Annotated in this window: 24 protein-coding genes; 9 read left to right on the top strand and 15 right to left on the bottom strand. The window is 70.1% G+C overall.

Annotated features, from left to right (window positions below; all coding sequences use genetic code 11):
* Nucleotides 1–106: 106 nt before the first annotated feature.
* The 6 genes from MYL53_RS09165 (at nucleotide 107) to iadA (ending at nucleotide 5,594) form a co-directional block, all read left to right on the top strand.
* Nucleotides 107–877, top strand: coding sequence for an ABC transporter ATP-binding protein (locus MYL53_RS09165; protein ID WP_247853425.1), 771 nt, complete (start codon nucleotides 107–109; stop codon nucleotides 875–877).
* A gap of 22 nt (nucleotides 878–899) precedes the next feature.
* On the top strand, nucleotides 900–1,604 hold the full coding sequence (locus MYL53_RS09160) for an ABC transporter permease (protein WP_247853423.1): 705 nt from the start codon (nucleotides 900–902) through the stop codon (nucleotides 1,602–1,604).
* Nucleotides 1,604–2,335, top strand: a complete 732-nt coding sequence (locus MYL53_RS09155; protein ID WP_247853422.1) for an ABC transporter permease — start codon at nucleotides 1,604–1,606, stop codon at nucleotides 2,333–2,335. Before MYL53_RS09160 ends, MYL53_RS09155 begins: the two co-directional genes overlap by 1 nt.
* 138 nt (nucleotides 2,336–2,473) lie before the next feature.
* Nucleotides 2,474–3,241, top strand: coding sequence for a transporter substrate-binding domain-containing protein (locus tag MYL53_RS09150; RefSeq protein ID WP_282103449.1), 768 nt, complete (start codon nucleotides 2,474–2,476; stop codon nucleotides 3,239–3,241).
* A 353-nt stretch (nucleotides 3,242–3,594) separates the two neighbouring features.
* Complete coding sequence (locus MYL53_RS09145; RefSeq protein ID WP_247853420.1) at nucleotides 3,595–4,374, top strand: transporter substrate-binding domain-containing protein; 780 nt, start codon at nucleotides 3,595–3,597, stop codon at nucleotides 4,372–4,374.
* 65 nt (nucleotides 4,375–4,439) lie between these two features.
* The gene (gene iadA / locus MYL53_RS09140; RefSeq protein ID WP_247853418.1) at nucleotides 4,440–5,594 is read left to right on the top strand and encodes a beta-aspartyl-peptidase; all 1,155 of its coding nucleotides are present in this window, start codon (nucleotides 4,440–4,442) and stop codon (nucleotides 5,592–5,594) included.
* Nucleotides 5,595–5,600: 6 nt separating this feature from the next.
* On the opposite strand, the gene cadR is transcribed toward iadA, so the two are convergent.
* Nucleotides 5,601–6,059: a Cd(II)/Pb(II)-responsive transcriptional regulator gene (gene cadR, locus MYL53_RS09135; RefSeq protein ID WP_247853417.1), complete on the bottom strand. Its 459-nt coding sequence runs from the start codon at nucleotides 6,057–6,059 to the stop codon at nucleotides 5,601–5,603.
* A gap of 193 nt (nucleotides 6,060–6,252) precedes the next feature.
* Between cadR and MYL53_RS09130 the strand changes: the two genes are divergently transcribed.
* Nucleotides 6,253–7,041, top strand: coding sequence for a TraX family protein (locus tag MYL53_RS09130; protein WP_247853415.1), 789 nt, complete (start codon nucleotides 6,253–6,255; stop codon nucleotides 7,039–7,041).
* Here the strand turns inward: MYL53_RS09130 and MYL53_RS09125 are convergent.
* The 10 genes from MYL53_RS09125 to MYL53_RS09080 all read right to left on the bottom strand — a co-directional run bounded on the left by MYL53_RS09125 (nucleotide 7,018) and on the right by MYL53_RS09080 (nucleotide 14,837).
* On the bottom strand, nucleotides 7,018–7,926 hold the full coding sequence (locus MYL53_RS09125; protein ID WP_247853413.1) for a F0F1 ATP synthase subunit gamma: 909 nt from the start codon (nucleotides 7,924–7,926) through the stop codon (nucleotides 7,018–7,020). The two genes, MYL53_RS09130 and MYL53_RS09125, sit on opposite strands and share 24 nt — an antisense overlap.
* Before the next feature lie 4 nt (nucleotides 7,927–7,930).
* Nucleotides 7,931–9,547 (bottom strand): F0F1 ATP synthase subunit alpha, encoded by a 1,617-nt coding sequence (locus MYL53_RS09120; RefSeq protein WP_282103448.1) that lies wholly within the window; start codon nucleotides 9,545–9,547, stop codon nucleotides 7,931–7,933.
* A 2-nt stretch (nucleotides 9,548–9,549) separates the two neighbouring features.
* Nucleotides 9,550–10,317, bottom strand: a complete 768-nt coding sequence (locus tag MYL53_RS09115) for a F0F1 ATP synthase subunit B family protein (RefSeq protein ID WP_247853411.1) — start codon at nucleotides 10,315–10,317, stop codon at nucleotides 9,550–9,552.
* Nucleotides 10,318–10,320: 3 nt separating this feature from the next.
* Entirely contained in the window at nucleotides 10,321–10,599 is a 279-nt protein-coding gene (locus MYL53_RS09110; RefSeq protein WP_247853410.1) for a F0F1 ATP synthase subunit C, read from the bottom strand.
* Nucleotides 10,592–11,308: a F0F1 ATP synthase subunit A gene (locus MYL53_RS09105; RefSeq protein ID WP_247853408.1), complete on the bottom strand. Its 717-nt coding sequence runs from the start codon at nucleotides 11,306–11,308 to the stop codon at nucleotides 10,592–10,594. The genes MYL53_RS09110 and MYL53_RS09105 overlap by 8 nt, the downstream gene beginning before the upstream one ends.
* On the bottom strand, nucleotides 11,305–11,622 hold the full coding sequence (locus tag MYL53_RS09100) for an N-ATPase subunit AtpR (protein WP_247853407.1): 318 nt from the start codon (nucleotides 11,620–11,622) through the stop codon (nucleotides 11,305–11,307). The genes MYL53_RS09105 and MYL53_RS09100 overlap by 4 nt, the downstream gene beginning before the upstream one ends.
* Nucleotides 11,612–11,944: an AtpZ/AtpI family protein gene (locus MYL53_RS09095; protein ID WP_247853405.1), complete on the bottom strand. Its 333-nt coding sequence runs from the start codon at nucleotides 11,942–11,944 to the stop codon at nucleotides 11,612–11,614. Before MYL53_RS09095 ends, MYL53_RS09100 begins: the two co-directional genes overlap by 11 nt.
* On the bottom strand, nucleotides 11,937–12,362 hold the full coding sequence (locus MYL53_RS09090) for a F0F1 ATP synthase subunit epsilon (protein WP_247853403.1): 426 nt from the start codon (nucleotides 12,360–12,362) through the stop codon (nucleotides 11,937–11,939). The genes MYL53_RS09095 and MYL53_RS09090 overlap by 8 nt, the downstream gene beginning before the upstream one ends.
* Complete coding sequence (atpD, locus tag MYL53_RS09085) at nucleotides 12,340–13,821, bottom strand: F0F1 ATP synthase subunit beta (RefSeq protein ID WP_247853401.1); 1,482 nt, start codon at nucleotides 13,819–13,821, stop codon at nucleotides 12,340–12,342. The genes MYL53_RS09090 and atpD overlap by 23 nt, the downstream gene beginning before the upstream one ends.
* 104 nt (nucleotides 13,822–13,925) lie before the next feature.
* Nucleotides 13,926–14,837, bottom strand: coding sequence for a LysR substrate-binding domain-containing protein (locus MYL53_RS09080; protein WP_247853399.1), 912 nt, complete (start codon nucleotides 14,835–14,837; stop codon nucleotides 13,926–13,928).
* A gap of 124 nt (nucleotides 14,838–14,961) precedes the next feature.
* Between MYL53_RS09080 and MYL53_RS09075 the strand changes: the two genes are divergently transcribed.
* Nucleotides 14,962–15,969 carry a YeiH family protein gene (locus tag MYL53_RS09075; RefSeq protein ID WP_247853398.1) on the top strand — a complete coding sequence of 336 codons (1,008 nt, stop codon included), beginning with the start codon at nucleotides 14,962–14,964 and terminating at the stop codon, nucleotides 15,967–15,969.
* A 183-nt stretch (nucleotides 15,970–16,152) separates the two neighbouring features.
* On the opposite strand, the gene MYL53_RS09070 is transcribed toward MYL53_RS09075, so the two are convergent.
* Nucleotides 16,153–17,265, bottom strand: coding sequence for a 5-(carboxyamino)imidazole ribonucleotide synthase (locus tag MYL53_RS09070; RefSeq protein ID WP_247853396.1), 1,113 nt, complete (start codon nucleotides 17,263–17,265; stop codon nucleotides 16,153–16,155).
* A 16-nt stretch (nucleotides 17,266–17,281) separates the two neighbouring features.
* Complete coding sequence (gene purE / locus MYL53_RS09065) at nucleotides 17,282–17,794, bottom strand: 5-(carboxyamino)imidazole ribonucleotide mutase (RefSeq protein WP_247853394.1); 513 nt, start codon at nucleotides 17,792–17,794, stop codon at nucleotides 17,282–17,284.
* Between the two features lie 306 nt (nucleotides 17,795–18,100).
* On the opposite strand from purE, the gene MYL53_RS09060 reads away from it, so the two are divergent.
* Nucleotides 18,101–18,862 carry a YbaY family lipoprotein gene (locus MYL53_RS09060; protein ID WP_247853392.1) on the top strand — a complete coding sequence of 254 codons (762 nt, stop codon included), beginning with the start codon at nucleotides 18,101–18,103 and terminating at the stop codon, nucleotides 18,860–18,862.
* An 89-nt stretch (nucleotides 18,863–18,951) separates the two neighbouring features.
* Here MYL53_RS09060 and MYL53_RS09055 read toward each other — a convergent pair whose 3' ends face one another.
* A complete protein-coding gene (locus MYL53_RS09055) occupies nucleotides 18,952–20,958 on the bottom strand; it encodes a TRAP transporter permease (protein ID WP_247853391.1) in 2,007 nt (668 codons plus the stop codon).
* Nucleotides 20,959–21,000: 42 nt separating this feature from the next.
* On the bottom strand, nucleotides 21,001–21,588 hold the full coding sequence (locus tag MYL53_RS09050) for a DUF1850 domain-containing protein (protein ID WP_247853389.1): 588 nt from the start codon (nucleotides 21,586–21,588) through the stop codon (nucleotides 21,001–21,003).
* Nucleotides 21,589–21,618 lie beyond the last annotated feature (30 nt).

Raw genomic sequence — 21,618 nt, 5'->3', positions numbered from 1 at the left:
CGCCGGACGACCGTCTCCCACGGTCTACGGGGTCCTGCCCGAAGTCCCGCCCACGGCGCGGCTTCCGGCAGCGCCCAGGTGATCCCTTCGAACTGGAGCCTTTTCCATGGCCGACACACCGATCCCGCTGGAAGTGCGCAACATCAAGAAGCGCTTCGGCGATAACGAAGTCCTCAAGGGGCTCTCCCTGCAGGCCCACAAGGGCGACGTCATCACCCTGATCGGAGCCTCCGGCTCCGGCAAGAGCACCTTCCTGCGCTGCATGAACCTGCTCGAGCAGCCCGACGAGGGCGAGCTGATCGTCCACGGCGAGAAGATCCGCTTCAAGGAGACCAAGCACGGCCGCGAGCCGGCGGACTGGAAGCAGGTCGTGGCCATGCGCGCCCGGCTCTCCATGGTCTTCCAGAGCTTCAACCTGTGGGCCCACATGACGCTGCTGGAAAACGTCATCGAGGCGCCGGTGCACGTGCTCGGCAAGCCCAGGCAGGAAGCCATCGAGCATGCCCGCCAGCTGCTCGAGCGAGTCGGCCTGGGCGAGCGCGCCGACTACTACCCGGCCCAGCTCTCCGGCGGCCAGCAGCAGCGCGGCGCCATCGCCCGGGCGCTGGCCATGGACCCGGAGGTGATGCTGTTCGACGAGCCGACCTCGGCGCTCGACCCGGAGCTGGTCGGCGACGTGCTCAAGGTCATGCGCGACCTGGCCGAGGAAGGCCGCACCATGATCGTGGTCACCCACGAGATGGCCTTCGCCCGCGACGTCTCCACCCAGGTCGTCTACCTGCACCAGGGCCAGGTCGAGGAGGCCGGGCCGCCCGAGCAGGTGCTGGGCAACCCGCGCTCCGAGCGACTCAAGCAGTTCCTGGCGCCCAAGCACTGAGGCGCCGCCCGAGGAGACTCCCATGATCGATCTGCAAGGCTACGGCCCGCGCCTGTTCGAAGGCGCCCTGATCACCATCGAACTGGCGGTGCTGTCGCTGCTGCTGGCCATCGTGCTGGGGCTGTTGACGGCCAGCGCCAAGATGTCCCGCCACTGGGGCCTGCGCCAGCTCGGCACCCTCTATACCACCCTGATCCGCGGCGTGCCGGACCTGGTGCTGATGATGCTGCTGTTCTTCGGCGGCCAGATCGGCATCAACATGGTCACCGACTGGCTCTACGACCAGTTCGATGTCGATATCTTCATCAACGTCAACGAATTCGTCGCCGGCGTCGGTACCATCGGCCTGATCTTCGGCGCCTACATGGGCGAAACCTTCCGTGGCGCCTTCATGGCCGTGGACAGCGGCCAGATCGAGGCCGGCCGTGCCTATGGCATGAAGCCCTGGCTGCTGTTTCGCCGCATCCGCTTCCCGCAGATGATGCGCCACGCCCTGCCCGGCCTGTCCAACAACTGGATGGTACTGCTCAAGACCACCGCCCTGGTGTCGGTGATCGGCCTGTCGGACATGGTCCGCGTTGCCTCCGAGGCCTCCAAGGCCACCCGCGAGCCCTTCACCTTCATGATCATCGTCGCGATCATCTACCTGCTGATCGCCAGCGTCTCCGAATGGGGCTTCGCCCGCCTGCAGAAGCGCTATGACATCGGCTACGGGGAGGCGAACTGATGGAGGCCCTGATGAACTGGCTCGAGGCCCAGCTGGCCGACAACAGCATCTTCACCCTGCAGACGCTGTCCTACTATGGCGACGGCCTGGTCACCACCGTGCAGCTGGTGTTCTTGTCGCTGATCATCGGCGTGGTGCTGGCGGTGCCGCTGGCCATCGGCCGCGGCTCGAAGAAGGCCTGGGTGCGGCTGCCGATCTTCTTCTACTGCTACGTGTTCCGCGGCACCCCGCTGCTGGTGCAGCTCTACCTGATCTACTACGGCGTGGTGTTCGTCGAGGGCATCCAGGACACCTGGCTGTGGGTGCTGCTCGAGAAGCCCTTCGTACCGGCACTGATCGCCTTCACCCTGAACACCGGCGCCTACACCACCGAGATCTTCCGCGGCGCGATCAAGTCCACGCCCAAGGGCGAGATCGAGGCCGCCCGGGCCTACGGCATGTCCTGGGGGCTGATGATGCGGCGCATCGTGCTGCCCAGCGCCTTCCGCCGCGCGCTGCCGGCCTACGGCAACGAGGTGATCTTCATGCTCCACGCCAGCGCCATCGCCAGCGTGGTGACGCTGATGGACCTGACCGGCGCGGCGCGCTTCGTCTATGCGCGCTTCTACGCCCCCTTCGACGCCTTCCTGTTCGTGGCGGCGATCTACCTGTGCCTGACCTTCTCGATCATCTTCTTCTTCCGTCGACTGGAGAATCGGCTGCTCGCGCACCTCAAACCGGCGGGCAACTGAATCGAGCGTCAAACAAGCGTTGGGAACCAACGTTCGTTCCCGAGCTTTCGACCCGCCCGACCTTCCGCTAAGGTGGGCGGGTCATCATCCCGGAGTCACCGCCCACAAGGTGGACCATCAACAAGAAGGGAAACCCTCATGAAGATTCAGAAGATCCTGAGCCTCGGCGTGCTGAGCGCCGCCGTGATCGCCGGCACCGCCAGTGCCGACGTGCGCGATATCCGCATCGGCGTCGACGTCCCCTACGAGCCGATGGAGTTCCGCACGCCGGACGGCGAACTGACCGGCTTCGACATCGACCTGGGCAACGCCCTGTGTGCCGAGATCGGCATCCAGTGCGAATGGGTCGTGCAGGGCTGGGACGGCATCATCCCCGGGCTGAAGGCGCGCAAGTACGACGCCATCATGTCCTCGATGACCATCAACGAGCAGCGTCGCGAGCAGGTGCTGTTCTCCGATCCCTACATCACGCCGCCCTCCGCCTGGTTCGCCCCGGCCGACAGCGAGATCGTCACCCCGGACGCCGAGTCCCTGGAAGGCAAGTCCATCGGCGTGCAGCGCGGCACCCTGCAGGACAACTACGTCACCGACCTGTACGGCGACGTGGCCGACGTGAACCGTTACGCCACCGCCGACGACATGGTGCTCGACATGGACGCCGGCCGCCTGGACATCGCCTTCCTCGACTTCCCGATCGGCAAGTCCACCCTGATCGACAGCGAGGCCGGCGACTACAAGACCGTGGGCGAGAAGATCAGCGAGCCGGTGAAGTACTTCGGCGAAGGCTTCGGCATCGCCTTCCGCCAACGCGACGGCGAACTGGCCGAGGCCTTCAACGAGGCGCTCTCCACGCTCAAGGCCAACGGCACCTACGACGAGATCGAGGCCAAGTACTTTGGTGAATAAGGTCTTGGGTGAATAAGGTCTTCGGCGAGTCAGCCCCCGTGAACGCAGACCTCACCGCAACGATCGCCGCCCCGGAACGTCCGGGGCGGCTCTGCTCGGCACCGCCCATGATGCCACCGCCACGTCACCCCCTGCCCGCCGGCGCCATGCCCGCCCGCTCGCCCGCCCCGCGCTTCTATCTCAGCGAATGGTTCGACGAATGAGCCATGCGGATGGCCGCTCCGGCCGTCCCGGCACGCCCGTGCCGATCCCCTGAGGCGCCCCGCGCCGACCGCGGCGATGCCGCCGCCCTCGCCACCGCGGCGAGACCTGAATCCAGCACCTCATCCATGCCCTGACGGGAGGAGTTCCCCATGCGTCACACCAAGCTGCTGCTGGCCGCCACCCTCGGCGCCAGCCTCTTCACCGCGACCGTCCAGGCCGACGACCCGATTCGCCTGGCCGTGGACGTGCCCTACGAACCCTTCGAGTACAAGCTGCCCGACGGCACCCTGACCGGCTTCGAGGTCGATCTGGGCAACGCCGTCTGCGAGTACCTGGAACGCGAGTGCACCTGGATCGAGCAGCCCTGGGACGGCATGATCCCGGCCCTCAAGGCCCGCAAGTTCGATGCCATCATGTCCTCGATGGCCATCACCGAGGAGCGCGCCCGCCAGGTGCTGTTCTCCGAGCCCTACTACACCACCCCGAGCGCCTGGATCACGGCCAAGGGCACCGACATCGACCTGCAGGACCGCGACAGCCTCGAGGGCCTGACCGTCGGCGTCCAGCGCGCCACCCTGCAGGACCGCTACGTCACCGACCTCTACGGCGACGTCCTCGAGGTGCGCCGCTACGCCAGCGCCGACGACGTGGTCGCCGACATGCGCACCGGCCGCCTGGATCTGACCTTCATGGACTATCCGATCGCCGAGGCGACGATCGACATCGACACCGCCGAGAGCGACTTCCAGCGCATCAGTGACTTCATCAAGGAGCCCAAGACGTACTTCGGCCAGGGCGTCGGCGTGGCCTTCCGTCAGCGCGACCGCGAGCTCGCCGAGCAGTTCAACGAGGCCCTGCAGGCGCTGAAGACCAACGGCACCTACGACGAGATCATGGCCAGGTACTTCAGCTACGACGTCAAGCTGTAAGCCCCAATTCGGCCTTCACCGGACGCCGGCGGCCCGCCGGCGTCCTCATTTCGAGAGGAGCGATGATGCTGACCCTGCTCAAGAATGCCCGGCTGCATGCCCCCGAGCCGAAGGGCCTGTGCCACCTGCTGATCGGCGACGGCCGCATCGCCGCCATCACCCCGGCGGACGACGACGGCGAGCTGCCCGCGCAGGGCCCGGCGGTGACGGTCGAGGACCTGGAAGGCCGTCGCGTCATTCCGGGGCTGGTGGACCCACTGGTGCACTTCATCGGCGGCGGCGGCGAGGGCGGCTTCGGCACCCGCACCCCCGAGCTCGGCCTGGACGAGGCCCTGTCCTCCGGGGTCACCACCCTGGTCGGCGCCCTGGGCACCGACGCCCTGACCCGCACGCCCGCCAACCTGCTGGGCAAGGCCCGGGAGCTGGCCGACGGCGGGCTGAGCACCTACTGCTACACCGGCTCCTACCAGCTGCCGCCGGTGACCCTGACCGGTTCGGTGGCCAGTGACATCGCCTTCATTCCCGAATTCATCGGCCTGGGCGAGGTGGCCATCAGCGACCACCGCGGCTCGCAGCCGAGCCGCGAGGCGCTCACCCGTCTGGCCGCCGAGACCCGTACCGCCGGGATGCTTGCCGGCAAGGGCGGCATCGTCTTCATCCACACCGGCGACGCCGAGGGCGGCCTCGAGCCGCTGCGCGAGGTGGCCCGCCACAGCGCCCTGCCACTGGCCCAGTTCCTGCCCACCCACATCAACCGCACCGCCGAGCTGTTCGAGGACGGCCTGCGCTTCGGCCGCGAGGGCGGGCGCATCGACTTCACCACCAGCACCACGCCGGAGCTGCTGGCCGACGGCGAGGTGCCCGCCGCCCTCGCCGTGGCCCGTGCCCTGGAGGCGCGCGTCGATCCCTCGCGGATCACGCTGTCCTCCGATGCCAACGCCTCGCTGCCGCGCTTCGACGCCCAGGGCCGCTTCGTCGGCCTCCAGCCCGGCCGCCTGAGCAGCCTGTTCGAGACCCTGGGCGAGTGCATCGAACGACACGGCGTGGCGCTCGACAAGGCCATCGGCGCGGCCAGCACTCACGCCGCGGACGCCCTGGGCCTGTCACGCAAGGGACGCCTGCAGGTGGGCCACGACGCGGATCTGCTGGTGCTGGCCGATGACGCCTGGGCCATCGATGAGGTCTGGGCGATGGGACGCCGGATACACCGTCGCGCCTGACCCGGCTCACACCCTCGGATGCACGCCCGCCACGTGATCGTCATCGGACGAGGCGATGGCCGCGGCGTCCTCCGGCGGATGCGCCAGGGCGTCCAGAATGCCGCACTCGGCGGCGGAGCGTTGCCCCTGGCAGCGGGCACGCAATGTCTGAAGGGAGCGTTCCAGCGTCTGCAGCTGGGCGATGCGGGCGGCCACGTGATCGAGGTGGGCGTCGATCAGCGCATCGGCCTCCTGGCACGGACTGTCGGGATGGTCATGACAGTCCAGCAGCGCGCGGATCTCGTCCAGGGTCATGTCCAGCGCCCGGCAGTGGCGAATGAACGCCAGCCGCTCGACGTGGGCCTCGCCGTAGAGCCGATAATTGGACTCGCTGCGGGCGGGCTCGGGCAGCAGCCCCTCGCGCTCGTAGTAGCGGATGGTGACGACGCGGCAATCGGTGCGCCGCGCCAGCTCGCCGATCTTCATGAGCAGGCTCCGGTGGTGGGTATATCTCTATAGTGACTATAGGCAACGACTGAGACAAGCCGATCTCCGTGGAGTGCCTGGCGATGCCGGCCGGCGACACCCTGTGCAGTAAATCGACAAGGCGCCGCCGGGCGCCGAACCCGCTCGCCTCCCGGCGGTCATCGATAGGGTCATCCACGACAAGGAGATCGCGATGTCCCTCGCCGCCAACGCCGATGCCGACCTCGACCGCCCCTCCTCGGCCTGGACGGGCTGGGGCCAGTGGCTGGCGCTGATCACCATGACCCTCGATCATCTGGCCCGCTACGCGGTGCCCGAGTCCTGGGGCCTGGGCTGGATCGACTCCTCGCTGGGGCGCATCGCCTTTCCGCTGTTCGCCGGGATGGTCGCCTGGCACGGGCTCTTCAACACCCGCGATCCGCTGCGCTACGCCCGACGCGTGCTGGTGATCGGCCTGGTCGCCCAGCTGCCCTATGCGCTGATGCCCCGCGACGCCGACGGCCTGATCCTCAACATCTGCTTCACCCTGTCGCTGGGTCTGATCGCTGGCGCCTGGCTGCTGGGCCTGCCGGGGCGTCGGGCACGCGGAGTCGCCGCCTGGCAGGTGACCGCCGAGGCGCTGGCCGCGCTGGCGGTGTGGGCGCTGGCGGGCCGGATCGTCGAATATGGCCACCTGGGCCTGCTGATGATTCCGCTCTACATGCTGGCCATGCAGCGGCTGCACGCCGCCGGCGACGCCTACGCCGAGCGGCTGACCAGCGTCGTCGCGACGCTGCCGGTACTGGTCACCGCCGGGCTGATGAACAGCTCCGAGATGGCCAAGGCCTTCACCGTCGCCACCTGCCTGGGGACCCTGCTGCTGGCCGCCGGCGCTCATCGACTCTCGCCCCGGGTGCCGTTCTCGATGCCACGCCGGCTATGGCTGGCCTGGTATCCCGCCCACTTCGCGGCCATCGCGCTATGGCTGGGCCTGAGCGCCTGACCCGGCGCCGCCCCTCGCCTCGCCGGCGATCACCTCGAAGCCACCGACCACCTCCAGCAGCTCGGCGGTGATCTGCGTCTGGCGGGCCCGGCGCAGCGCCTGGGTCAGGGATTCGAGGCGCTCGTCGAGATTGCGCTGTGCCGCCTGCATGGCCATGCGCCGGCTGGCGTGCTCGCTGGCCAGAGACTCGGCGCAGGCGCGGAACAGCCGCACGAACAGGAACTGGCCCACCAGCCGCCGCAGCAGCGTGTCGGGCGCCATGCGATAGTCGGGCAACCGCCGCGAGGGCCAGGGCGGCGCCTCGACGCGCGAGTAGCGATGCAGGTCCACCGGCCGCAGCATGCGGGTCATCGGCCGCGACAGCTGGGCGCCGTCGCGGCGCTGGTGGAACAACAGCACCCGCTGGACGCCCTCCCGCTCCCAGGCGTCGACCCGCTCGAGCAGCGCCTGCACCGTGCCGGTGATGCGCGCCGCCGACGCCGGCGTCTCCAGGCAGGCATCACAGGCCATGCCGCGCTGCTCGAGGCCGTCCGCCGCCCGCGCGCCCACCGCCAGCCAGCGCGTCGAGACCGGCGCCATGGCCTCGACCTCGGCCAGCGCATGATCGACGATGCTCTCGTTGAAGCGCCCGCACAGGCCGTGGTCGGAGCCGAATACGATGGCGCCCAGCGGCGCGCTGACGGGCGGCGCCGGATCGGGCAACGGCACGTCGCGCAGCACCGCCTGCAGGCCCAGCGCCACCGTGGTGGCGTAACCGGCCAGGGCGGCCTCGGCCTCCTCGTACTGGCGCACGCTGGCCGTCGACAGCGACTTCATGGTCCGGACGATGGTGCGCAGCTCGCCCAGCGTGCCCAGCTGGCCCTGCAGCGCCTCGAGGGATTCCATGGCCTCAGTCCTCGCCGTTCTTCTCGCGGGACGTCTCGGAAGCCGACTCGGACGAGGCGGCGAACTCGGCCAGCGCCTCGTCGACGATCGCCATCATCCGCTCCCACTCTGCATCCTCCAGCGTCTGGCCGGCGTTCAGCCGCCGGCAGCCCTCGTCCACTCGCTCGTCCCCCTGCTCGAGCATGCGTTTCCGCACCGCCGTCTCGGCCGCTTCGATCCGCTCCCTCGGCAGGTCATCGAAGCGCCCGGCGTTGACCGCCCGCAGCACCACCAGCTGCTCGGCCACGGACACCGGCCGGTGCTCGGGCTGGCGCAGCACCTGGCGCACCCGGCGCCCGTGTTCGATGGCCCGACGGGTAGGCTCGTCGAGCCGGGTGGCGAAACGCGAGAAGGTCTCCAGCTCCTCGAACTGGGCGTGGGCCAGGCGCAGGTCGCCGGCCACCTCGCGGAAGGCCGGATACTGGGCTGCGCCGCCGACCCGCGACACCGAACGCCCGACCTCGATGGCCGGCAGCTGACCCTTGTGGAACAGCGCCGGCGACAGATAAACCTGGCCATCGGTGATCGAGATCAGGTTGGTGGGAATGTAGGCCGACATGTCCTGGCCCTGGGTCTCGACGATCGGCAGCGTGGTCAGCGAGCCGCCGCCGAGCCGCTCGACCAGGTGCGTGGAGCGCTCGAGCAGCCGCGAGTGGATATAGAAGATGTCGCTGGGGAAGGCCTCGCGCCCCGGCGGCCGGCGGGCCAGCAGCGACAGCTCGCGATAGGCCCGGGCGTGGCGGGTGAGGTCGTCGAGCACCAGCAGCACGTCGCGCCCGCGGGCCATGAAGTATTCCGCCATGCTCATGGCGGCGTAGGGCGTGACGTAGCGCAGCCCCGCAGTGTCGGCGTCCGAGGCCACCACCACCACGCTGTGGGCGAGCGCACCGGCCGCGCGCAGGGTGTCCACCACCCGCGAGACCGCGGTGCCGCGCTGGCCGATCGCGCAGTAGAGGCAGATCACGCCGCTGTCGCGCTGGTTGAGGATGGTGTCCACCGCCACCGAGGTCTTGCCGGTCAGGCGGTCGCCGACGATCAGCTCGCGCTGGCCACGACCGATGGGAATCAGCGCATCGATGACCTTGATGCCGGTCTGCAGCGGCGCCTCCACCGGCGCCCGGTCGAGGATCGCCGGGGCCGGCCCCTCCACCGGCCAGCGCTCGAGCTCGCCGAGCGGCTCGCCGCCGTCCAGCACCCGGCCGGTGGCGTCGAGCACCCGGCCGAGCAGCGCCTCGCCCACCGGCGTGTCGGCCTCGTGGCCGGTGGCCACCACCCGACTCCCGGCGGAGAGGTCGGGCGCCCCGTCAAGCAGCATCACCTGCGCCGTCTCGGGCGTCAGATCGAAGACGATGCCCGGCGTGCCGTCGGCGAAGGTCACCCGCTCCTCGGCGGTCACGCTCGGCAGCCCCTCGACCCGGGCGAGGCCGCCGTCGATCTCGATCACCCGTCCCACCTCGCACAGCGACATCTCGAATCGGGTCGATCCGCGGGCCCGCTCCAGCCGAGAGAGGGCCTGATCCAGCCGTTCGTCCATCGCCTCCCTGCCGGCCTCCCGATCCGCCTCCTGTCGCATCTCCACCATCGCTATCCGGCCTCCCCGGCCGTGGCCGCCGCGTTCAGGTCGCCCTCGACCCGCGCGTGCAGCGTCTCAAGATAGTCGGCGAGGCTCCAGCCCAGCCGATAGCCGTCGCGCATCAGCTCGACGCCGCAGATCAGCGACGATGCCCGAGTCAACCTCACCTCGGCCGTCTCGCCCAGCCGGCGCTTCACCGCCTCGCGCAGCCGCGCCTCGTCCTCCGGCGCGGGGGCGAAGGACGTCGCCACCTCGATCTCGCCCGCGCCCTCGGCCAGGCGCCGGCCGGCGGATGCGTCCAGGGCGTCGAGCCGGGCGATGAAGGCGTCGATGAGCCGGGCCTCCAGCTCCCGGTCGGCCAGGTCGCGCAGCGCCTGTCGCAGGGTGGCCTCGAGACTCGCCAGCGCCCGCTGCCCGAAGCGTTCCAGCAGCGCCTCGCGCTCCTCGTTGAGCTGCTGCTGCCAGGCCGTGCGCTGAGCGTTGACCTCGTCGCGTGCCGCATCGAGCCACTCGCGGCGGCGGCGCGTCGCCTCGTCCCGGGCCTCGTCGAGCAGCGTCTGACGCTGCTGTGCCAGCTCGGCCTCGCGCCGGCGATAGTCGTGCAGGCTTTGCTCGGCCTCGGCTTCCCGCGCGGCGGCCTGCTCGAGGCGCTCGCGGATGCCCGACTCGCGGCGGTCCATGGCCCGCAGCACCGGCCGGTAGAGGAAGCGCTTGAGCAGCCACACCAGGATCAGGAAGTTGACGATCTGCGCCGAGACCGTGAGCCAGTCGATCGTCATGGCTCAGCGCCCTGCCGCAGCGACGAGCTGGTCCCAGAAGGGATTGGCGAAGATCAGGATCATCGACACCACGAAGCAGTAGATGGCGGTGGACTCGATCATCGCCAGCCCGACGAACAGGGTACGGGTGATGGTCGAGGCCTCGTCGGGCTGCTGGGCGATGGCCGAGAGCGCCTGGGACACGGCCCGCCCCTCGCCCAGCGACGGCCCGATGCAGCCGATGGCGATGGTCAGGCCGGCGGTGACGATCGACGCCATGCCGATCAGGGTGAGGCTATCCATGGGTGTTTCCTCCCTCGGTGGGCCGCGGCACCTGGCGTCGCTCGCGCTGCGCGGACGCGGCGGAGGCGATGTACACCATGGCCAGCACGGCGAAGATGTAGGCCTGGATCATCCCGGTCAAAAGCCCCAGCAGCTGCATCAGCACCGGGAACACATAGGGCGTGAGGCCGAGCAGGATCGCCACGATCAGCGTGCCGCTCATGATGTTGCCGTACAGGCGCACCGCCAGCGCCACGGTGCGCGACAGCTCACCGATGACGTTGAACGGCAGCATCAGCCAGCTGGGCTGGAGATAGTGGCGCAGATAGCCCAGCGGCCCCTCCCGGGCGATGCCGTAGAGCGGCACCGCCACGAACACGCAGATCGCCAGCGCCGTGGTGGTCGACAGCGATCCCATCGGCGAGGCGAAGCCGGGCACCACCTCGAGCAGGTTGGACACGGCGATGAACAGGAACAGGGTGCCGACGAAGGGCCGGTAGCGCGCCGGCGGCTGGTGGCTGACCTGGCGGATCTGGTCGTCGATGCCGCTGACCAGGCTCTCCAGCAGGTTCTGCCAGCGCGACAGCGACGGGCCGTCGGACAGCCGCCGCGTCAGCCACCAGGCGCCGAGCGTCAAAAGCCCCATCACCAGCCAGGTGTTGACCAGGGTGGCGGTCAGCGCAGCCTCGCCCCAGCGCCATACCACCTCGCTGTCGGGCCCCAGGGTCATGGCCGCAGCGCTCCGGTCGGCGCCCGCGGGCCGAGCCGCCGCACCAGCGCCCAGCGCGCCAGGGCGAGGCCCAGCGCCGCGGCCAGCCCGGCCTCGGCCCCGCCCTCGGTCACCAGCCACCAGAGCCCGGCCAGCACCAGGGCGAAGCGCAGCACCAGGCTCGCCAGCAGCCAGGCGGCCGGATGGTTCACCGTCGGCAGCCGCCGCACCGTCCACCAAAGGCCGCCGAAGAAGGCGGCGCCGAGGCCGACGCCCGCCAGCAGCGCCCCGGCCAGCAGCGGCCCGTCCAGGCCGGCGAGAAGATCAGTCGTCATCAGAGCTCTCCTGTCGAATCCAGTACCAGGCGTTGAGGCAGCCGAGGATCACGCCGATCAGCAGGAAGGTCAGCGTCCACGACGCCGGCCCCTCGGTCCGACGGTCCAGCCACACGCCGAAGGCGATCCCCGCCAGGGTGGGAATGGCCACCGACCAGCCCACCAGGCCGAACGTGCCCAGGCCGAACCAGGCCACTCGGTTCCCGCGCGCCCGGGCGCGTCGCTTGCGCTCGGCCTGGCGCCCCACCTCGTGGCCGAGACGGCTGTCCTTTCTCAAGCCCTGTCGCTGGCCCTGTTGCGAGCGACGCGGCGGCTCAGCCATGGCGCCTTTCCTGCAGCTGGCGGAAGCGCTTCAGGGTGCCCGCCTCCAGGCGTGCCAGGGTCGAGCGGGTACGGCGCGCCTGATCGTCGAGGGCCAGGAAGCGCTCCTCGACCAGCGCCTGCAGCGACTCGAGAGGCTCGCCGCGCACGCCGTCCGGGGTCGAGACCCGGACCCGGTGCCCGCACTTGACCAGCAGCCCGCGATCCACCGCCAGGCAGCGTTCAACATCGTCGGCGTCGTGGAACAGCAGCACCCCGGGCACCAGGGCGGTCACGAAGTCGATATGGCGCGGCAGCAGGCAGAAGGCGCCGTCCTCGGCCACGGCGAGAATCCGCCGCGCCGGCTCGTCGACCAGCACCTCGGTGGGCAGCAGCACCTGCAGCCGCATGTGGCCGTCAGGCATCGGTCCGCTCGCCATGGGCGCCCTCCGTCACATCGCCATCGCCGGCCTCGCCGTCTCTTGCCTCATCGTCTCGTGCTTCCTCCACCGTGCCGATCATGTACAGGGCCCGCTCGGGCAGGTCGGCGAACTCGTCGGCGAGGATCCGCGCGCAGCCGTCCAGGGTGTCGTCCCGCGCGACCCGCCGCCCGCCCTTGCCGGTGAACTGGCCGGTGGTGAAGAAGGGCTGGGTCAGGAAACGCTCGAGGCGTCGCGCCCGGCTCACCGTGGCGCGGTCCTCCCGGGACAGCTCCTCGAGGCCAAGCATGGCGATGATGTCCTTGAGCTCCTCGTACTCGGCGAGGGTGGCACGCACGGCCTGGGCCACCCGGTAGTGGCGCTCGCCGACCACCCCGGGGTTGAGCATCTTGGAGTCGGTCTGCAGCGGATCGATGGCCGGATAGAGCCCCTGGCTGGCCCGCTGGCGGGAGAGCACGATGGACGCCGAGAGGTGGGCGAAGATATGGGTGGCGGCGGGGTCGGTGAGGTCGTCGGCCGGCACGTAGACCGCCTGCACCGAGGTGATGCTGGCGCCCCGGGCGCTGCAGATGCGCTCCTCGAGCTCGGCCAGCTCGCTGGCCAGGGTGGGCTGGTAGCCGACCCGGGAGGGAATGCGCCCCATCAGCCCCGAGACCTCGGTGCCGGACTGCACGAAGCGGAAGATGTTGTCGATCAGCAGCAGCACGTCGCGACGGGCCACGTCACGGAAGTGCTCGGCGATCGACAGCGCCGCGTGGCCGACCCGGAAGCGCGCGCCGGGCGGTTCGTTCATCTGGCCGTAGATCAGCACCGTCTTCTCGAGCACCCCGGCCTCGGCCATGGCGCGGTACATGTCCTCGGCCTCGCGCAGGCGCTCGCCGATGCCGCAGAACAGGCTGACCCCGGCGTAGGCCTGGGCCATGTTGTGGATCAGCTCGTTGATCAGCACCGTCTTGCCGACTCCGGCGCCGCCGAACATGCCGGCCTTGCCGCCGCGCTCCAGCGGCGCCAGCAGGTCGATGGCCTTGATGCCGGTCTCGAAGATCTCGTCGGCGGTGGTGCGCTCGGCAAGCGACGGCGGCGAACGGTGGATCGGCCAGCGCCGCTCGGCCTCGAGCGGGCCCAGGCCGTCGACCGGCTCGCCGAAGACGTCGAGCATGCGTCCCAGCAGGCCCTCGCCCACCGGAATGGTCAGCGGGCCGCCGCTGTCCGCCACCGGCATGCCGCGGCCCAGGCGCCGGGTCGGCTGCAAGGCGATGCAGCGCACCCGGTGCGGGTCGAGGTGCGACTGCACCTCCAGCACCACCCCCGGCGCCGGCCCGGCCCGCAGCATGCGGCCGCGCGGCGGCAGGCCGGCGTCGAAGCGCGCATCGACCACGTTGCCGCGCACGGCCAAGATCGCCCCCGGCGCGAGCGTTGCCGACGCGCCACCGCCTGTCCTGTCGCCCTCCCGGCTCATCCGCTGCCCGCCCCCTGACGCCTCGACTGGCCTTCAGTGTATGCCAGCCTCGCGACGGCGCTCCGGGGCCAGATCAAGAAAGCGGCGACTCGCTCGAGGGAGCGTCACGGGACTCGGCCGATGCGGTCGTCCCGGGACTCGACGAGGAACACCTTGAAGGCCTGCCACAGCGGGCTGCGGTAGCGATCGGGGTGCCACACCAGCGAGAAGGTGCGGCGCAGCACCAATCGGCTGTCGAGCGCCATCAGCTCGCCGCGCTCGAGCTCGCCGGCCACGCTCAGCGCCGACAGACAGCCGAGCCCCAGCCCCGCCAGCACCGCCTGCTTGATCGCCTCGTGCTGGCCCAGCGCCATGCGCACCCGGGGCGACAGGCCACGGTCGCGCATGGCCTGCTCGAACACCTCGCGGGTGCCGGAGCCCGGCTCGCGCAGGATCCAGCCGGCCTCGGCCAGATCGCCGTCCTCGAGGCCGCCGCTCGCCAGCGGGTGGCCGGGCGCGGCCACCACCACCAGCCGGTCCTCGCACCAGGGTTCGCTGACCAGCGCCGGCTCGCGGCACTCGCCCTCGATCAGCCCCAGATCGGCCTCCAGCCGCAGCACGTCGCCGACCACCTCGTGGGTGTTGCGCAGCCGCAGGCGCAGCTCGACGTTCGGATGCGCCTCGCTGAAGCACCCCACCAGCCCGGGCAGCAGATAGGTGCCCACGGTGGCGCTGGCCGAGACGTCCAGCGAGCCGCGCAGCTCGCCCTCGGGCTCGCGGGCCGCGGCGACGAAGCCGGCCAGGTCGTCGAGCAGCGCCTCGGCGCGGGGCAGCAGGCCGCGTCCCAGTTCGTTGAGCACCAGCCGCCGGCCCGGGCGCTCGAACAGCGCCACGCCGAGCTGGCGCTCCAGGTCGGCCAGCGCCTGGCTGGTCGCCGACTGGGAGAGCGACAGCGCCTCGGCGGCGGCGCTGACCGTGCCAAGCCGCGCGACGCTGGCGAAGACCTGGAGCTGGCGGAAGCTGACCTGGGGCGACATATCGGTTTTTCCGAAGAGGAGGTTCGTTATTAGCTGATAACCATATGAGCTATCAGTGCCTAGCATGACGATAGCGCACCGCGCTCACAACATCCGCCCCTCACACCGTCCGGAGCCCTATCTCATGTGGCAAGGCCTTGCGATCTGTACCCTGCTGACCCTCGGCGGCACCGCGCTCTCGCGGCTGCCGATGATCGCCGAGGCCAGCGTGAGCCCGCTGGTGCTGGCACTGCTGCTGGGCATCGTGGCCGGCAACCTGCCCCTGCCCCGGCGCCTGTCTCGACAGCTGAGCCAGGCCGGCCCGGGGCTCGCCTTCGCCACCCGCCGGCTGCTGCGCGGCGGCATCGTGCTGTTCGGGCTCTCGCTGACGCTGCAGCAGGTGGTCGGCCTGGGGCCGAAGGTGCTGGTGCTGGACGCGCTGGTGATCGCCGCCGTGCTGGCCAGCGGCTACTGGATCGGCACTCGGCTGCTGGGGCTCGACCGCGACACGGCACTGCTGACCAGCGCCGGCAGCGCCATCTGCGGGGCCGCCGCGGTGCTGGCCACCGAGTCGACCATTCGCGCGCGCCCCGCCGCCACCTCCATGGCGGTGGCCACGGTGGTGCTGTTCGGCTCGCTGGCGATGCTGATCTATCCGCTGCTCTATTCGCTGCTGGACCTGCAGCAGGGGCTGTTCGGTATCTATATCGGCGCCACCGTGCACGAGGTCGCCCAGGTGGTGGCCGCCGGCGAGGCGGTGGGCCCGGAGGCATTGGCCAACGCGGTGATCGTCAAGCTGGTGCGGGTGATGCTGCTGGTACCTTTCCTGCTGATCGTCGGCCAGTGGTGGATGCGCCGGCAGGCGAGCGGCGCCGAAAGCGGCGATCGCGGCGGCCTGGTGATTCCCTGGTTCGCCTTCGGCTTCCTGGCCATGGTCGCGTTCAACAGCCTGGTCGCCCTGCCCGCCCCGCTGCACGCGGCCCTGGTGCAGCTCGGCCAGCTGGCGCTGACCATGGCCATGGCGGCGCTGGGGTTCGAGACGCGCCTTTCCCGGCTGCGCGCCCTGGGGCCGAAGCCTTTCCTGCTGGCGCTGATCCTGTTCGCGCTATTGGTGGGCGGCGGCGGGCTGGCCAGCTGGGTGTTGATGGGATGAGGGGCGAGGGGCGGGGGGCGGGGTGCGGGGTGCGGGGTGGGGGGTGCGAGGTGCGAGGTGCGAGGTGCGAGGTGCGAGGTGCGAGGTGCGAGGCAAGAGTCTATCGGTCTACCCCATGGAAGCATGCAAAAGGCCGCGCCCGAGGGGCGCGGCCTTTTTCGTCTCGGCCGATAAGGCGAAGTCTCACTCGAAGCTGAAGCTCGGCGCCGGGGCGTCGGGCAGCAGGGCCGCGCAGGCGCGGACCTTTTCCAGCAGCGCCTCGTGAGTCGGCGCCACCAGATTGACGTGGGCCAGCTTGCGACCCGGGCGCTCGCCCTTGTCATAGCGATGCAGGTGGGCGTCGTCGATCTCGAGCAGCTTCGCCGGGTCGCCCTCGCGGCCGATCACGTTGACCATGCAGGTCGGCGCGCGGGCGGCGGTGCTGCCCAGCGGCAGGCCCTGGATGGCGCGCAGGTGGTTCTCGAACTGGCTGGTCACCGCGCCGTCCTGGGTCCAGTGCCCGGAGTTGTGCACCCGGGGGGCCATCTCGTTGGCCAGCAGAGCGCCGTCGCGGGTCTGGAACAGCTCCAGGGTCAGCACGCCGACGTAGTCGAGCTCGTCGAGCAGCGCGCGGATGTAGCCGTCCGCGGTCTGCTGGACGGCGTCGTCCAGGTCCGGCATCGGCGCCACCGAATAGCGCAGGATGCCGTCGACGTGGACGTTCTCGGCCATCGGGTAGAAGACCACCTCGCCGTCGCGGCCGCGCACGGCGATGATCGACACCTCGCGCACGAAGTCGACGAAGGCCTCGACGATCAGCCGCGGGTGGTTGATCGAGCGCCAGGCCTCGGCGGCGTCAGCCGGGTCCTTGATCACCGCCTGGCCCTTGCCGTCGTAGCCCTCGGTGACGGACTTGGCGACCACCGGCGTGCCCAGCTCGCGCACCGCGGCCTCCAGCGCCTCGGCGCTGTCCACCAGCCGATAGGCCGGGGTCGGGATGGCCAGCCGATCGAACAGCGCCTTCTCCTCGGCGCGGTGCTGGCAGACGCGGATCGCCTCGCTGCCGGGATAGACCGGCTTGCGCTCCTCGATCGCCCGCACCAGCGAGACCGGCAGGTGCTCGAACTCGTAGGTGACCAGGTCGACCTTGTCGAGAAAGCTCTCGAGGTGCTTTTGATCGGTGTCCACCATCACATCACCGATCCCCGCGCTGGGGTTGCCGGTGGTGTCGAGGAAGGTGAAACGGTTGGCCAGCGGATAGCCCGCCAGGGCCAGCATCCGGCCCAGCTGGCCGGCTCCCAGTACGCCGATGTTCATCGTGGTTGCCTCGCTCTTACTCGGACTCGGGTCGCGGATCGGGGTTGTCCAGCACGGTCTGGGTCTGCTCGGCGCGAAAGGCCTCCACGGCCTTGAGCACCTCGGCATCCTGCAGGCCGACGATCTGGGACGCCATCAGGCCGGCGTTGGTGGCGCCGGCCTTGCCGATGGCCAGGGTGCCCACGGCGATGCCGCCGGGCATCTGCACGATCGACAGCAGCGAATCCAGCCCCTTGAGAGACTTGGACTCCACCGGCACGCCGAGCACCGGCAGCGCGGTCTGGGAGGCTACCATGCCCGGCAGATGGGCCGCGCCGCCGGCGCCGGCGATGATCACCTGCAGGCCGCGCTCGGCGGCGGACTTGGCGTAGTCGAACAGCAGGTCCGGGGTGCGGTGGGCCGAGACGACGCGGGTCTCGTAGGGCACGCCGAGGCGCTCGAGCATGGTCACTGCATGCTCCATGACCGGCCAGTCGGACTTCGACCCCATGATCACGCCGACCCGCGGTGTCTCCTTCGATGCTGTCATCCTGGGCTCCTGAAAAACGGGGGTGTCGCCGCCTCGCAGCCATCGCCGCGGGCGGGTGATGAAAATTGGGAACCCACTATTCTAACAGAGCCGCACCACGCCTACCTCTCCCACGCGCCGTGAAGGTAGGCGATCGCGGCAGAACGTCCCGAATGCTGCCGCACCCCGTGCCGCCATCTCGTCGCCATCCGGCGACAGCGGGTTTCAACCTTCCTGCAGATTAGCTTGATAGGGTGATGATCGAAGCGGTCGACAGGGACGCGACCACACACCCATACACGGCACACGTGTTGAAGGAGACCGACCATGAAGCGTCAACTTTTCATTGCGGCAGCCCTGACCGGCACCCTGGCGCTGGCCGGCTGCGACCAGGCCGACGACAGTGAACAGAGTGCGGCCGATACCGCCACTCAGACCGAACAGACGACCGGCAGCGAACAGGCCTCTCAGGACGGCGAGCAGCAGGCCAGCAAGACCCTCGAGGGCGTGCTGGAGTTCGTCGCCACCGACACCCCGCTGCCGGACGACGCGCGGGTCACGGTCAGCCTGCTCGACGTGGCCCGGGCCGACGCGCCGGCCACCACCATTTCCGAGACCATGGTCGACGTCACCGGCAGCGACCCGGTCGAGTTCAGCCTCGACTACCCGACCGACCAGGTCGACCCGGGCCATGCCCACGCCCTGCGCGCCGAGATCCGCGACGCCGACGGCAACCTGCTGTGGACCAGCCCGCAGCGCCATCAGGTCGAGGTCGGCCCGGATGCCGAGCAGGCGCCGATCACCGTGAGCCTGGAGCCGGTGGAAAGCCAGGGCTCCATCGCCGGCCAGGCGCTGGAAGACACCGAGAACGCCGTGGACCAGGCCGGCGACGCCGCGGCCGACACCGCCGATGACGCCATGGACGCGGCCGGAGATGCCGCGGATGCCACTCAGGACGCCGCCGGCGACGCGGTCGACGCCACCCAGGACGCCGCCGCCGATGTCGCCGAAGCGACCGAAGACGCCGCCGACAGCGCCGCGGAGGAAGTCGACGAGATGACCGAGGACGACGCTCAGTCCTCCCAGTAAGGCCATCGCGTCAACGACACGGCCCCGTCCGGATCATCCGGGCGGGGCCGTGTGTCGTCTGGCCATGTGTCCGACCGCAGGGAAAGCCCTCAACCGGCCACGGCGGCCTCCCTGCGGCTAGCGATCCAGTTGCCCACCAGCGCCAGCGCCATCACCGCCGCACCCGCGGCCTCGGCGATCAGGCTCGGGTAGAAGACCCCGACGATGGCCGGCAGCAGCACCAGCCGCACCGGCGCCGACATGCGCGTGAACAGGTAGCCCTCCAGCGCCGCGGCGAAGGCGGCCAAGGCCAGGAAGGCGGTCAGCGTGGTCCAGACCAACAGTGGCAGCGGGCCGCCCATGATGATCTCCGGATTGAAGACCATGAACAGCGGGATCAGGTAGAGCCCCTTGGCGAACTTCCAGGCCTGGAAGCCGGTGTCCATCGGCTTGGCCCCGGCGATCGCCGCCCCGGCGAAGCCCGCCAGCGCGATGGGCGGTGTGACATTGGAATCCTGGGAGTACCAGAACACCACCAGGTGGGCGATCAGCAGCGGCACGCCGAACTCCGAGGTCAGCGCCGGCCCCACCAGCACGATCAGCACGATGTAGCTGGCGGTCACCGGCAGCCCCATGCCCAGCACCAGGCTGGCCAGCAGCACCATTACCAGCGCCAGCAGCAGGTTGCCGTCGGAGAACGCCATCATCATGGCCGAGAACTTGAGCCCCAGCCCGGTGAGGCCCACCACCCCGACGATGATGCCGGCCACGGCGCAGGCCATGGACACCGCCACGGCATTGCGCGCGCCGAGCTCCAGGCCCTCGATCACCTTGAGCCCGCCCTGCTTCAGCGCCTGGACCAGCGCCGCCCCGGTGACCGGCTCGCCGCGCCTGGGCGCGACGAAGAAGAACCACACCGCGAAGCGCAGCGCCGCCACCGCGAGCATTGTGAGGATGGCGTAGTAGCCCACCCGCATCGGCGACATGTTCATCACCAGCAGCCATACCAGCACCGCCAGCGGCAGCAGGAAGTGCCAGCCGGCGGCCATCACGTCGCGCAGCTGCGGCAGCTCGCTCCTGGCCATGCCCTGCATGCCCTGCTTCAGGGCGATGATGTGCACGAACAGGTAGACGGTGCCGAAGTACATGATCGCCGGCAGGATGCTGACCTTGACCACGTCCAGGTAGGGCATCCGCGTGTACTCGGCGATCAGGAAGGCGCCGGCGCCCATCAGTGGCGGCATGATCTGGCCGCCGGTGGAGGCCGCCGCCTCGATGCCGCCGGCCTGATGGGGCTTGTAGCCCAGTCGCTTCATCAGCGGAATGGTGAAGGCGCCGGTGGTCACCACGTTGGCGATGGCGCTGCCGGAGATCGAGCCCATGCCGGCCGAGGCAATGACCGCCGCCTTGGCCGGCCCGCCGCGCTGGCGGCCGGTGGCGGCGTAGGCCAGGTCGATGAAGAACTTGCCGGCGCCGGTGATCTCGAGGAAAGCGCCGAACAGCACGAAGATGAAGATGTAGGTGGCCGCCACGCCCATGGGCAGGCCGAAGATGCCCTCCTGGCCCAGGTAGAGCTGCCCGACCAGGCGATCCAGGCCGTAGCCGCGGTGCTCCAGGATGCCGGGCAGCCACTCGCCGAGCCAGGGCAATTCGCCGCGCGGGCCGGCGAAGGCGTAGAGGATCGCCAGCACGCCGATCACCGTCATGCCGAACCCCACCGCCCGGCGGCTGGCCTCGAGCGCGGTGACGGTGGCGATGATGCCGACCGTGATGTCGGTCTGGCTCCAGAAGCCGGCGCGATTGATGATGTCGTCGAGATACAGCGTCATGTAGCCGCCGGTGATCACCGCCCCGGCGAAGAACGCCAGGTCGATCAGCCCGCCGACCGCACCGCGCTTGTGACGAGGCCCGAACACCGGAAACATCAAAAACGCCAGCATCATGATCAGCGCCAGGTGGATGCTGCGCTGGTAGAACAGCCCCAGCGGCTGGATGCCGGCGGAATAGAGCTGGAACAGCGACAGCGCCACGGCCACCAGGCTGATCAGCCACAGCACCGGACGCGAGTGCGGCGCCTGGCTACCGGGGACGATGGGGGAAGAACCCGCTTCGCTCATGGGCGTGTCTCTCTCGAAATGTCACAGGGGGGCAGGGTCATGTCAGGGCGTCTCGTCGCGCTCGGCGGGAGGCTCGAGCGCCAGAGGTTCCAGCGCCAGAGTCACGCGCTGGTTGGCGGCGAGCTCGCTCAGGCTCACGACGACTGGCGGCTCGGCGGCCAGGGCCACGAGGTCAGCGGCGTAGCGCTCACCGGCGCGGCAGTCCCGGGCGTTCGTCAGCAGCGTTGCCAGCGGCGCGCCCTCGGGACGGCTGACCAGGCGATGATCGACGCGCATCGCGCCCACTCTCAGCCGGTAGGCGTCACCGGGGACCGGCTCGTCGAGGTCCTCGATCCAGTAGCCGCCGTGGCCGTCGGAGACCTGGCGGCCGCGCCCGGGAATGTGGTCGAGGCCGGCGGCGAAGTCAGGCAGGTGACTGCGCTGGAGCACCATGCGGCCTTCGACGTTGCGGTAGCAGTCGTGGACGGTGAAGCCCTCCACCGAGTGGTTCCAGGCCAGGCACCAGCCCTCGCCTGCCGGCATCGGCAGCCGCACCAGCAGCCGGCCGTCGGCTGCGCGCACCTTCAGCTCATGGCTGGGGCAGTCGGCCAGCGCCGGCAGTGCGAACAGCCCCATCAGCAGGCCCAGCATCGGCGCCCACCACGACGATGGGGCGAGCCT

The organism is Halomonas getboli (assembly GCF_023094245.1).
In the GTDB taxonomy this organism is placed as follows: Bacteria; Pseudomonadota; Gammaproteobacteria; order Pseudomonadales; family Halomonadaceae; genus Halomonas; species Halomonas getboli.
The sequence above is the reverse complement of the archived record's forward strand: the minus strand, read 5'-3'. Positions and strand labels throughout refer to the sequence as shown.